The organism is Terriglobales bacterium (genome assembly GCA_035487355.1).
Lineage (GTDB): Bacteria > Acidobacteriota > Terriglobia > Terriglobales > Acidobacteriaceae > QIAW01.
The window spans coordinates 1-13,543 of record DATHMF010000041.1 but is presented as its reverse complement, the minus strand read 5'-3'; the positions used below and the strand labels follow the sequence as shown (position 1 = coordinate 13,543).

Annotated in this window: 8 protein-coding genes and 1 tRNA gene; 8 read left to right on the top strand and 1 reads right to left on the bottom strand. The window is 55.6% G+C overall.

Annotation, left to right across the window (positions count from 1 at the left end):
- Positions 1-376: 376 nt before the first annotated feature.
- From VK738_09280 to VK738_09270, 3 genes are all read left to right on the top strand, one after another.
- Entirely contained in the window at positions 377-1,918 is a 1,542-nt protein-coding gene (locus VK738_09280; protein ID HTD22832.1) for a hypothetical protein, read from the top strand.
- 11 nt (positions 1,919-1,929) lie between these two features.
- On the top strand, positions 1,930-3,477 hold the full coding sequence (locus VK738_09275; GenBank protein HTD22831.1) for a hypothetical protein: 1,548 nt from the start codon (positions 1,930-1,932) through the stop codon (positions 3,475-3,477).
- Between the two features lie 282 nt (positions 3,478-3,759).
- Complete coding sequence (locus VK738_09270) at positions 3,760-7,470, top strand: Ig-like domain repeat protein (GenBank protein ID HTD22830.1); 3,711 nt, start codon at positions 3,760-3,762, stop codon at positions 7,468-7,470.
- Between the two features lie 194 nt (positions 7,471-7,664).
- Here VK738_09270 and VK738_09265 read toward each other — a convergent pair.
- A tRNA-Met gene (locus VK738_09265) sits at positions 7,665-7,741 on the bottom strand.
- 145 nt (positions 7,742-7,886) lie between these two features.
- Between VK738_09265 and phoU the strand changes: the two genes are divergently transcribed.
- The 5 genes from phoU (at position 7,887) to pstS (ending at position 13,272) form a co-directional block, all read left to right on the top strand.
- Positions 7,887-8,621 carry a phosphate signaling complex protein PhoU gene (gene phoU, locus VK738_09260; GenBank protein ID HTD22829.1) on the top strand — a complete coding sequence of 245 codons (735 nt, stop codon included), beginning with the start codon at positions 7,887-7,889 and terminating at the stop codon, positions 8,619-8,621.
- Between the two features lie 4 nt (positions 8,622-8,625).
- Entirely contained in the window at positions 8,626-9,390 is a 765-nt protein-coding gene (locus VK738_09255) for a response regulator transcription factor (GenBank protein HTD22828.1), read from the top strand.
- Positions 9,387-11,147, top strand: a complete 1,761-nt coding sequence (locus tag VK738_09250; protein ID HTD22827.1) for an ATP-binding protein — start codon at positions 9,387-9,389, stop codon at positions 11,145-11,147. Before VK738_09255 ends, VK738_09250 begins: the two co-directional genes overlap by 4 nt.
- A gap of 239 nt (positions 11,148-11,386) precedes the next feature.
- The gene (locus VK738_09245) at positions 11,387-12,142 is read left to right on the top strand and encodes a PhoU domain-containing protein (protein ID HTD22826.1); all 756 of its coding nucleotides are present in this window, start codon (positions 11,387-11,389) and stop codon (positions 12,140-12,142) included.
- Positions 12,143-12,258: 116 nt separating this feature from the next.
- Entirely contained in the window at positions 12,259-13,272 is a 1,014-nt protein-coding gene (pstS, locus tag VK738_09240) for a phosphate ABC transporter substrate-binding protein PstS (protein ID HTD22825.1), read from the top strand.
- The last annotated feature ends 271 nt before the right edge of the window (positions 13,273-13,543 follow it).

Here is a 13,543-nt window from a genome sequence, read left to right as displayed (position 1 = left end):
TTTATGTCGCTGCTGCCCTTAATTTTCCAGATCAAGCCCGCCTTATCAGCGGGCTTGGGGGAGAAGGCAAAGGGAACCGAGGAGCTCAAATTTGCATCCTCGGTTCCCTTGCCCGACTTTTGAAATTGTGTTGATCGGAAGAGGGCCACTCCCGGAAGCCGGGATCCAGCACGGCGCGCGTGGTCAGGTGTGTTTCGACAGCCCAAAGACTAATAACAACGAAGAATTCGGAAGGCAGCCTGCATTCTCAGCAAGCTCGGTAGCACGCAAGGACAACAACCGACGAGAGCAAAAGTTTACATCCCCGGTTGCCGTTGTGGGTTTTGAAATCGCGTGAATCGATCGGGAAAAAGATTTTCCAGCACTGGAGGCATTCATGTTTCGGAGCGCACGCGTTCTGTCGGTATTCTTTTTTTCGCTGACAGCTACGATAAATATCCTTGCCCAGCAGCCCCAACCCGTGCAGATGGCCAGTTTGCGTCCGGCTCCGGGGTTGCACTGGCAGCGCATCTCGCCCACACAGCAGCACAGCGATGGGCCCGTGCTCTATCAGCTTGTTTTCACCCCTGGAACGCCCGGCGCAATTGCCAAGTTCGACACCAACGCGCGGCATCTCGTCAGCTCTGATATCAGCGATGTTGGCGGGATTGTCGCCATCGGCGGCAGCGGATTCGCGATCAATGTCAGTACCGGCATCATCAACTTCGTGAACGAGCAGACATTTCCCAACGCTATAACCAGCATTGCTTCCGGCCCCGGACTCACCGGCGGCCCCATCACTTCCAGCGGAACCTTGAGCCTGGATACGAATTTCACAAACAACCTGTACGCACAGCTCGCAGCGGCCAATACCTTCACTACCGGCACGCAACTCGTACAGACCGGGGCCGCAGGCACAGTTGGATTGGCTGTGCAGGGAGCGAGCGCGCAGACCGCTAACCTTGAAGAATGGAGAAATAACGCGGGCGGGGCGATGGCCTCGATTTCCGCAGGCGGTAAATTCAGCGGAGACGGCTCGGCACTCACCAACCTGAGCAACAACCAAATCGTGGATGGCACCCTGCGCCAGCGCAAAGCTGCGCTCATGCAGTGGTATCGCCAGGATTTTGCAATCCCCAATGGCCCTATCGCAATCGCCTTTGACGGCGTCAATATCTGGGTCACGAATAATCTCTTCAGAACTGTCACTAAGCTGCGCGCCAGCGACAGCACAGCCCTGGGCACGTTTTTGGTCGGTTTTGATCCATTAGGAGTAGCTTTTGACGGCAGCAACATTTGGGTCGTGAATGGCTCCGGCAACAATGTCACCAAACTGCGCGCGAGCGATGGAGCGAACCTGGGCACATTTGTGGCCGGCTCTAATCCTGAAGCAGTGGCCTTTGATGGGGCCAATATCTGGGTCACGAACTTCGGCGGCAACACTGTCACCAAGCTGCGCGCCAGCGATGGGGCGAACCTGGGCGCATTCTCCGTCGGTGCTTTTCCTACAGCAGTAGCCTTCGACGGCGCCAACGTCTGGGTGACAAATTTCAACAGCAACAACGTCACCAAGCTGCGCGCCAGCGATGGGGCGAACCTGGGGACGTTCTCTGTCGGCACTAATCCTGAAGGAATAGCCTTTGATGGCGCCAACATCTGGGTTACGAACGCAGGCAGCAACAACGTCACCGAGCTGCACGCGAGCGATGGAGCCCCTCTCGGCACTTTTGCCACTGGCTCCAGTCCCGAAGGAGTGGCCTTTGATGGCGCCAATCTCTGGATCGCAAACAACTTGGGCAACAGCATCACCAAGCTGCGTGCGATGGATGGGGCAAACCTGGGGACGTTCACCACCGCTGCCGGCCCCACCGGAGTGGCCTTTGACGGCGCCAACATCTGGGTCGCGAACTACACCGCCAACAGCATCAGCAAGTTCTAAGGAGGAGATCGATGATCCGGGTATCTCGTGTTCTGTTTGTATCTTTGTTTTTATTGATCGGGGTTTCACTGATTACGAGTGGCATCTTTGCCCAGCAACCCCAACCCGTGCAGATGGCCAGCCTGCGGCCCACAGCGGAACTGCACTGGCAGCGTACCCCGTCATCGCGGCAGCAGAGCGACGGGCCTGTGCTCTACCAGCTTGTCTTCACTCCGGGAACGCCGGGCACTCTCGCCAAGTTTGACGCCAACCCGCGGCATCTTATCAATTCTGATATCACGGACAACGGCGGGATTGTCGCCATCGGCAGCAGCGGATTTACGATCAATGCCAACACCGGAATCGTGAACTTCGTCAACAGCCAGACCTTTCCCATTGTGACCAGCGTTTCTTCCGGCACCGGGCTCACAGGCGGCACCATCACTTCCAGCGGAACTTTGAGCCTTGATACAAATTTCACCAACAACCTGTATTCGCAATTAGCAGTGGCTAATACTTTTGCTACCGGCACGCAGGTTATCCAGACCGGGGCAGCTGGCAACGTGGGGTTGGCTGTGCAAGGAGCGGGCTCACAAACCGCTAACCTTGAGGAGTGGCGAGACAATACGGGCACGGCGGTGGCGTCGGTTTCTGCCAGCGGCGTGTTCAACGGGGACGGCTCAGGGCTCACCAATATGAGTACCAACCAGTTCGCGGGCGGATCGCTGCTCCAGCACAAAGCAGCGCTGCTGCAGTGGTATCGCCAGGATTTTGGAGTCGGTAGCAATCCTATCGCGATCGCCTTTGACGGCGTCAATATCTGGGTAGCAAACCAAGTCAGCAACAATGTCACCAAGCTGCGCGCTAGCGACGGCGCTCTCCAGGGATCGTTCTTCACCGGCGCTACCCCTGTCGGATTGGCCTTCGACGGAGCCAATATCTGGGTCGCTAATACCGGTGGTAACAATGTCAGAAAGCTGCGCGCGAGCGATGGAGCAAACCTGGGAACCTTCTCCGTCGGCTCTGCGCCCAGGGGAGTCGCGTTTGACGGCGCCAATATTTGGGTCACAAACAACGGCGCCAACACAGTCACGAAGCTGCGCGCAAGCGATGGGGCAAATCAGGGGACATTTGCCGTGGGCTCTGGCCCACAAGGCATCGCCTTTGATGGCGCCAACGTCTGGGTCGTAAATTTCGGCAGCAACAACGTCACGAAGCTACGTGCCAGCGATGGAGCTCTGCAAGGTACTTTCTCCGCCAGCGCCGCTTACGCAGTAGTCTTTGACGGCGCTAACGTCTGGCTCCCCAACCTCGCCAGCAACAATGTGACTAAACTTCGCGCCAGCGATGGGTCAAATCTGGGGACGTTTTCCGTCGGCTCTCTCCCGCAAGGAGTGGCCTTTGACGGCATGAATATCTGGGTCACAAACTACTCTGGCAACAACGTCACCAAGCTGCGCGCGAGTGATGGAGCAAATCTGGGGACGTTCTCCGTCGGCTCGGGTCCTTTTGGAGTGGTCTCTGACGGCGCCAGCATTTGGGTCACGAACAACGGTAGCAACAGTGTGAGCAGGTTTTAGCAAACCTAGATCTGAGCTCGTGCAACCGGGCCCCTGGTAATTAGGATGGCGGCCATACCGAGAACAGGTATGAGCGCATTAAGGAGTTGTGGAATGCATGGGAACTATCTGTTTTTGGCCCACGCTGCGGCGCTCTTCTCGCTGGCGCCGATGATCTTCGCGCTTGCTGCCCGGGGCGATTGCCGTGAATCCGGCAACCAACAAAAGTTACGTTGCCAACTCTGGCGGTAATAGCATTACGATCATTGATGGGACAAGAACCAACGGATGGGGATGGGCCAAATGAGGAAGCACTGGAAAATCGGGTGGAGTTCGCGGGCTGGGTGGGTGGTGGTAGCGATTTGGCTGGCCGGCGCGGCGGGAATGCTGTGTCCCGTGGCGGGCGCACAAGCCGTGTCGGGGACGGTCAACGTCGGATCATTTCCGTACGCGATGCAACTGAATCCGGTCACCAACAAGGTTTATGTTGCCGACTTCACGAGCAATACCAGTCCCAATAACGTGATCGTCATCGATGGGGCCACTAATTCCACTACCACAATCACTACCGGAGTCGGGACAGTCGCAGTGGGGGTAAATCCAGTAACCAACAAGATTTACGTCGCCAACTTCAACAGCAACGATGTGACGGTGATCGACGGGGCCACCAATACCACCGCGACGGTTGCTGCCGGATTGAATCCGTCGGCCGTGGCAGTGAATCCTGTGACCAACAAGATTTACGTTGCTAATAATGGTAGCAACAACGTGACCGTGATTGACGGGGCCACCAACACCACCACCACGGTTGCCGCCGGATCGGAGCCGTCGGCCGTGGCGGTGAATCCGCTGACGAATAAGGTTTACGTTACCAACGATCTCAGCGCCAACGTGACGGTGATTGACGGGGCCACCAATTCCGCCACCACTGTTTCCACTGGAAATGATCCAGTGGCAGTAGCAGTGAATCCGGTGACCAATAAGATTTACGTTGCCAACAATCTCAGCGCCAACGTGACGGTAATTGACGGGGCCACCAATTCCACCACCACAGTTTCCACTGGAGGTAATCCGGAGGCCGTGGCAGTAAACCCCCTGACGAACAAAATTTACGTTGCCAACAATCAAACCGCCAATGTGACGGTAATTGACGGGGCCACCAATTCCACCATCACAGTGGCTACCGGAGAAATACCGGGGGCCGTGGTAGTAAACCCCCTGACGAACAAAATTTATGTTGGCTGCGGTAATAATTCCAACATAGTGGTAATCGACGGGGCGACAAACACTACCACCACAATTGCCGGAACACAGAATCAGGTTAGATTGTTGCTCAATCCAGTGACCAACAAGGTTTATGGCAACAACTTTGCCTTTGTAACAGTTATCGACGGGGCGGCCATCACCACAACATTGGTCACCGTCGGGACAAACCCACAGTCAATCGCGGCGAACCTGGAGACGAACAAGATTTACGCCCCCAACCGGGACAGCAACGACGTGACGGTGATCGACGGGGCCACCAATGCGACGGCGACGGTTGCCGCCGGATCGCAGCCTGTTGCCGTGGCGGTGAATCCGGTGACCAACAGGATTTACATTGCCAACAACGCCAGCGCTAACGTGACTGTGATCAACGGGGCCACCAATTCCGCCACCACGGTTGCCGCCGGATCGCAGCCGGCTGCCGTGGCAGTGAATCCGGTGACCAACAAAATTTACGTTGCCAACCTGGGCAATAGCGTGACGGTGATCGATGGGGCCACCAATTCCGCTACCACGGTTGCCGCCGGATTGCAGCCGGTTGCTGTGGCGGTGAATCCGGTGACCAACAAAATTTACGTTGCCAACCTGGGCAATAGCGTGACGGTGATCGATGGAGCCACGAACTCCACCACGACAATTCCTGACGGAGACGCTCCAGCGGCAATCGCAGTGAATCCAGTGACCAACAAGATCTACGTTGCCGACTCCTCTATCAACGCCTTTGGCAACAACACCGTGACCGTGATTGACGGGGCCACGAACTCGGCGACCACGATTCCCACCGGGATTGACCCCCCGCTTGCGGTGGACGTGAATCCGATCACCAACAAAATCTACTTCGCCAACACGTTCAATACCGTGACGATACTCGACGGAGCGACGAATACCCCCACGACAATCACCGTCGGTCAGCAGCCAGTTGGCATGGTAGTGAATCCGGTAACGAACAAGATTTACGTCGCCAATTCGGGCGATACCACCGTAACCGTGATCGACGGGCCTACCAATACCATTATCGCTACGATTCCCTCCGGGTTGGGGCCCAGCGGTGGCATGGCAGTGAATCCGGTGACCGACACGGTTTACACCACTACTGCGGGTGGCACCGAAGGCAAAGTACTTGTCCTCCAGGAACAGCAGGCCCCACCCATTCCGCTACAAGCTGCGATCACACCGCTGCCGGGGAACATCACGGGAATCTTCACGCCCACTCTTCATTTTTCGGACAGCGGTGCGTTTCCCCCACTTGCTCCGCCAGTGCAGGCGATGTACATGCAGATCGATACCTGGCGAGGGCCGTGGACCTTGGCGGCAAGCGAAGGCAATGAACAATTTACGGCGACATTGGCAACACCATTGCAGCCAGGAATCCACATCGCCTATGCCTACGCAGACCTGCAGGATATTACTTCCGCGAACCAGGGGACGTCGTCCACTCCTTTTGTGAGCAACATTACTGGGTATGCGTTCGTGGTAGCGCCACCGAGTGCGGGACTCTCCCCGACGAGCCTGGATTTTGGCCAGCAGCCGGTGAATACCAACAGCCCGGCGCAGACCGTGACGCTGACGAACGCGAATGGTCCGCTGGATATCGGCAGGATCTCGGTTTCCGGCCATTTCCTGGAGTCCGACAACTGCCCGGCGCAATTGGCGGCGGGAGCCAGTTGCACCATCAGCGTGATTTTTGCGCCGACCTCCTTGGATCTTGCCAGATTGGCAACCGGAACCGTGCACGTTACGGACGACAACAACGGTGTGGCCAACCACGTCCATACCATCGCGCTGTCGGGAACGGGGACAAATGCGGCGCCGGAGCCAAGCTCGACCATAGTGAGTTCCAGCGGTAATCCTTCCCCTTTCGGGCAGACAGTAACATTCACAGCGACGGTTTCTTCCGTTGTCGCCAGCGGCACGGTGCAGTTCGTGGATAACGGAACTCCGTTGAACTCGCCGGTTATCTTGAGCGGCGGAGTCGCCAGCTACACGACATCATCGCTGACACCAGGCATTCATAGCATCACCGCCAGCTACTCGGGTGATCGAAACTTCCTCGGCAGCACCTCCAGCGTGCTCACCTTGACCGTAACTCAAGCATCAAGTAGCGTCGCGGTTGCTCTGACGAAAGGGACGAACCCTTCTCTTTCCGGACAGGCGATCAGCTTCACCGCGACGGTGAGCCCGCAATTCACCGGTACACCCACCGGGCTAGTTGTGTTTTCTATAGACGGAACCGCCGTGGCTACGCGTGCATTAAACGGCAATGCCCAGGCGGTGATTACAGTCTCAGGCTCACTGCTTCCGTCCGGTACACACTCCATCACCGCTGGCTACGGCGGAGACACAAACTTCAGCGGCAGCTCCTCCGCCCCTCTCAGCCAGACAGTCAATTTTGGATCAGGAACGCCTGTTCTCGTGGCCGTCGCTATCACGCCTGCACTGTCTCCCTTAGCTTCGGTTTTCCATAAGACTGTAACTGTGACCTACACAGCTACGGTCACACCCAATATTGTTTGCTGCTCTCCGGTCTCTGCGACCTCGTCTCCTACACCTACAGGCAGTGTAGATTTCATTGAAGGAACCACACTTGTTGGGAGCGGCACACTCGACGTAAACGGCGTAGCCAAGATCACCGCTGCCCAAGCCACTTTCGTGGGACACGACACGGTTTTCGCCTGCTATCGAGGGGATTCGACTTACATGCCTTACGCAAAGCCAGTGATGATCTATCACTCGCCTAAGCCGCATTAAAAAACAGCACTCTGTCATCCTCAATGCTTGCAGCAAGATGAGGGGATTCAACGGGAAATATCGCAATTCTGTAACGAGATTCGACTATTTAGGAGAAATGAGAATGAATGGCAACCAACGGTTGGCGATGAGACGGCTGGGAAGGCGCACAATGACGTGGAATCGGATCAGTCAAGGTAAGTGCTTTAAAGATTTGGTTGCGGGGGGTGGATTTGAACCACCGACCTTTGGGTTATGAGCCCAACGAGCTACCAGACTGCTCCACCCCGCAGTTCCATACTAACAACCGCATGGAGTGAGGGTCAAATCGGGCGCGGTAGTGTACTAAAATCACGCGTGAATCGCCGGGAAATTCATAATCTCTTAACATCCAGCCGATAAGCTGTCCTGTTCCACATTCTTACAGGGAGGCCCTCATGCCGGCGGCGATCATCCGCAAACCTATTGTGGAATCCAGCGTTACGCCCAAGCGCGGCTTGGATAGCTCGCAGGCCCTGGTTCCATTTCTTTCCCGGATGGCCCAAACCGTCCGTTCCAACGTGGAAACCGTGATTGATGCCTTGCTGAAACACAATGTACAAATGGCGCGCACGGTCATCATGAGTGAATCGACCATCAATGCCATGGAGTGCGTAATTGATGAGAACGCTGTTCGTGCGTTGGTTGGACGGGCCGTGCAGGAAGACGAAGCCCGGCTGGTGATTGCAACCGTAAAAATCAATAACGACCTGGAGCGCATGGGAGATCTCGCGGTCAGTATTGCCAAGCGTGTTATTTCGCTGGCCGAGATGCCCCCGGTGGAGACCCCGCCTGAACTTATCGCCATGGCCCAGCCTGTGAAGGCCATGACCCAGAAGAGCCTGGGGGCGCTGCTGAGCCACGACTTGGTGGCAGCGACTGAGGTCCTGGAAAGCGAAGATCTGGTGGATGAGTACCGCGACAAGGTTTATCAGCGGCTGTTGGCTGCCATGGAGGCTACACCCAAGAAAGTGCAGCCTAACTTCCAGCTTTTGCTGGCGTCGCGCTATCTGGAGCGCATCGCCGACCATTGCACCAATATTGCCGAAGACATCTTCTATTGGGTGCGCGGCGTGGATGTCCGCCACGGCAAGACGCACCTGAGTGACTCTATAAAAAGAGGAGAATACTAGACCCTTGGCCCGCCCTGACTTTATTGATTCGACATCTTATGTTGTGAATCCTGCCACTGAAGATACAATACACTTTGTGAAGCAGGCCATCTTCGTAGTGGAAGATGATCAGGATATTGCCCAACTGGTGCGGCATCATTTGGAATCCGCCGGCTTTGCAGTCCGTGTTTATCCCCGGGTGAGCTCTGTTTTGACTGAAGCAGAGCAGCTTCGCCCGTGCCTATTTCTATTGGATATCATGGTACCCGGGGGCGACGGCTTAGATTTGTGCCGCCAGATTCGCCAGAATGCATCATTGCGGGTAATTCCGGTTATTTTTCTGACTGCAAGAAGCAGTGAGGCTGACCGGGTGCTGGGCCTGGAGTTGGGTGCCGACGATTACATCAGCAAGCCCTTCAGCCCACGCGAGATGGTGGCGCGAGTGAAGGCGGTTTTGCGGCGCTTCGAGCGTCCGCTGGCGCCCTCGGTGGTGGAGGCAGGCGATATCCGGATTGATTCCGGAGCCATGCTGCTTACTGTGCGCAGCAAGCCCGTTTCCACTACGGCTACAGAGTTTCGTCTGCTCGACTATTTTGCACGCCATGCCGGCAGAGTTTTCACCCGCGACCAGATTCTTGACGCCGTTTGGCGAGAGACGCAGTTTGTCACGCCCCGTTCGGTGGATGTTTACGTGCGCAAGTTGCGTGAAAAGATTGAGCGCGATCCGGAAAATCCGCGTTATCTGCGCACCGTGCGCGGGGCAGGGTATCGTTTTGAGGTTCCTAAGTGAAGAGTAAGGTATTCGGCAAATTACTGGCTGCATTTTTGCTGGTGATTGCCACTACCACCATAACCCTGGATTTGACTCTACGGCGCGATTGGGAAAATTCTCTCCAACGCGAGATTACCGCCTCCCTTACACAAAAAACCCACCTTTTTGCTGCGCGTGTACAACATGATAAGACCCTTCCTCTTGTGCAGTTGGTACAAGAAGAAGCCACCGCGGCCGGGGCCCGCGCTACTGTGATTGATTCTTCGGGCAAGGTTCTGGCCGATTCCGAGGCGAACCCAGACACCATGGAAAACCACGCCACACGTCCCGAGTTCATTGCGGCCCTGCAGGGGCAGACGGGAAGCAATATCCGCACCAGTCACACTCTGGGAATTGACTTTCTTTACGTAGCGGCGCCTATTCCCGGCGGGGCTGTCCGGCTTGCCTATCCTCTATCTAGTATTCAAGCGGATATTGCCCAGGTTCGGCGACGGATCTTGTGGGCCTCCGTGCTCGCTGTTTTAGCTGCCATGATTTTTGCGGGTCTAATGGCGCACTCCATTGCGCGCCGTTTGCGGCGCGTGGTTCTGTTTGCCGAGCAGATTGCAGCCGGTGACCTCTCCGCGCGTGTGGCGGAGTTCTCCCATGATGAGATCGCCCAGGTAGGCAGCTCCCTGGACCGCACGGCCCGCAAATTGGAAGAGAGCTTTAGTGCATTAGAACGCAGCCGCAGCGAGCTTGAGACCCTACTCAACAGTATCCAGGACGCCGTGATTGCGGTTTCTTCCGGCCGCCACACGCAGTGGGTAAATGGTGCGATGGTGCGGCTTGTCGGCAGAAATGTGCGCCCGGGCTCGCCGCTTACCGACGTATTGCGCGATCCCGCAGCTCTGCGCGCCATTGAAGAGAGTATCTCTTCCCGCCAGGTACGCAGCGCTCGGGCAGTTTCCATTTCTCCTGGACGAATGTACAGTGTCACCGCTGCTCCGATGTCTGGCGGAGGAGCGGTCGCGGTACTGCACGACATGACCGAGATCGAACGCGTGGAGAAGACCCGGCGAGACTTCATCGCCAACGTTTCGCACGAACTGCGTACGCCCCTGACTTCCGTCCAGGGCTATACCGAGACCCTGTTGGATGCGGTCCCTCAATCGGAAGTCAGGACGCGTGAATTTCTCGAAGTGATACGTAAAAATGCCGACCGCATGGCCCGTCTTACCAACGATCTGCTTACCCTGGCGCGGGTAGAATCCGGTGAACAGAAGATGGAATTTCAACCGGTTGAAGCGCGCGCTTTGCTGGAAGACGCGCTTACCAATTTCCACGACCTCACACAAGGAATCAATTTTCACGTGGATTTGGAGAATTGCCCGGCGGTGGTCGTGGCCGCCGATCGCCACGCTATCCTCCAGGTATTTTCCAATCTCATTGAAAATGCCGTGAAGTATGCGCATTCGGGATCTGAGGTCAAGATCGGCGCACGGGAAACCCCGGATGGAGCGGAATTCTACGTGCGTGATTTCGGTCCGGGAATCGCTTCTGAGCATCTGCCACGCATCTTCGAGCGCTTTTATCGCGTGGATAAAGCCCGCTCAAAAGAGACCGGAGGCACCGGCCTGGGACTCGCCATCGTGAAGCACATCATCCTCAATCACGGGGGCAGCGTACGCGTCGAAAGCCAACTGAACCGTGGTTCAACCTTCTTTTTTGGCCTTCTGCGTTCGGCAGAGGAATTGCCTGCTGAGGAAATTCATCACAAATTCACGGTTTCTTAATCATCTTGTAACAACAACTCACTTTAATGGCATGCAGGGGGATTGTGTATGCCAACTCCAGTGGCGGCCGTGGAATCCGGTGATATCAAAAATCCTCTTGATTCCGATGGCCCAATGCCGTCCGGTGAAATAGAAAGAGGCCCCTCAGCCAAAATACGGCTGGTGCGCTGGTTTTCCTCCCATAAGCAGGTGTTCGTTGCAGAATTACTGCTGCGCAGTACAGGTCGGAGCGATTGACAATGGAAAAGCCACCTTCTTCAGAGATCACCGCGTTAGAGGTAACCGCACCTTCGCAAATTGTTGCTCTGACGCGCGAGGCATGTCATCTTACCCGGGTTGCTGTCGGGGAGGCGACAAATAGTTTGGCCAAGGGATCGCGCGAGTCTTTCCAGGCGGTCAAAGAGGCCGAGGAGAAGCTGGATTTTCTGGATCGTGAGATTGATAAGAGCGTTACAGCAACCATTACTACAGTATCTCCAGATCAGGCCCGTGAGTTGCTGGCTTGCATGAAGCTGATGATTGATCTGGAGCGCATTGGTGACCTGACGTTGAGCTTTACCGTGCGCGCCGAAGCGGTACGTGATCGCCTGGAAATGGAGGATGTAAGCCAGCTTATTAAGATGGGCTCCATTCTAGAGAAAATGCTGGGCGATATTTTGCAGGCCTTCCTGAACCGAGACCTCGAATGTGCAGTTGGCGTCTTGCGCGCCGACTCGGAAATTGACCGCTTGCGCAACCTCCTGGTGATCGCACATCTTGAGCATGCCTCGGGTCCCGAGAGCATTCAGGTAATCTTCATGGCCCAGGCGCTGGAGCGCGCCGGCGACCACGCCAAGAATTTAGCTGAAGAGATATGCCATCTTTTAAGTGGGCACTCTGTCCGCCACCTGTTAATGGCGCGAAATAAGCCCTATGAGCAAATGTTCCTGGAGCACCTGCGCACTCACTACGCGACCAAGACGACCCCGCCAGAGCACCCGCAAAACCGAATGTAACCGCCGAAAAGTCCTTTTATTCCCCCCTTTCACGTGAAATTCACAGTTTTTTAACATTACGTTAACAAGACCCCATTAGAAGTGAATTGAAATCCAACTTAATGTTTAGGAGAATTATGATGATTCGACGCCTCACGTTCGTCTTGTGTATGACCCTCCTGGTTTGCTCTTGGACAGTTGCGCAAACCACGCTGAACGGAGCAGGAGCGACTTTTCCCAATCCCATCTATTCCAAGTGGTTCAGTGAATATCACAATGAGCATCCGGATGTTCAGATTAACTATCAACCCATCGGCAGCGGCGGCGGCATTCGCCAGGTGCTGGCCGGAACTGTGGACTTCGGCGCCTCCGATGGCCCGATGACAGATGAGCAACTGTCTCAAGCCAAAACCAAGATCTACCATATTCCTACCGTCCTTGGCGCGGTGGTCCCCATCTACAATTTGGCGGGTGTGACCACGGACCTGAAGTTTACCCCTGATATTTTGGCTGGCATCTTCCTCGGCAAGATAACCGCCTGGAACGACCCGGCAATTGCCAAGATCAACCCAGGTGTCAAATTTCCCAATGAGGCCATTCTCGTGGTGCATCGCTCCGAGGGTAGCGGGACCACCTATTGTTTTACAGACTATCTCTCCAAAGTCAGTCCAGAGTGGAACAGCGGACCCGGCAAGGGTGCTGCACCTAAGTGGCCCGTAGGCTTGGGCGCAAAGGGCAGTGAGGGCGTCGCCGGTATGGTGCGGCAGAGTGAAGGCGCCATCGGTTATGTCGAGTTGATTTATGCCGTACAAAACAATATTGCCTATGGCAGCGTAAAGAACGCTGCGGGCAGTTTTGTGAAAGGCAGCCTCGAAGGAGTAACCACTGCTGCTGCGTCTGTTAAGAACATGCCAGCCGATTTTCGTGTCTCCATCACCAACGCACCCGGCAAAAATGCTTATCCTATCTCCACCTTCACTTGGCTTCTGATCCCTGCGCAGGCCAAAGACGCCGGCACGCAGAAGATCATTCTGGACTTTCTCAATTGGATGCTGGATAAGGGCGAACCCATGGCCCAGCAGTTGACCTATGCTCCTCTGCCGCAAGAGGTAGCGACGAAAGTCCGTGCGACGGTAAAAGAGATTCGTTAGCTGCTGTTTTGAGATATGGGCGAAGGAATTCGAGACGAATGATGCATCAGGGCCTGGCTTGAGAGAGGTTGCAGTATACGCTGCGACTTTCGAAGAGCTGGGCCCTGAGCTTGTCGAAAGCCAGCCGAAGGACTTGCCTGCCTAAAGGTTGTTGTTCGTACTAACTCTAAAAACTTTTTTCAAGATCGTCCGCTTGGCAGTTTCTTACAGAAAGTAAAAATAAATAGTTCAAAAAATTAAAAAAGGAGAGGTACGCAGATGAGAGTCCTAC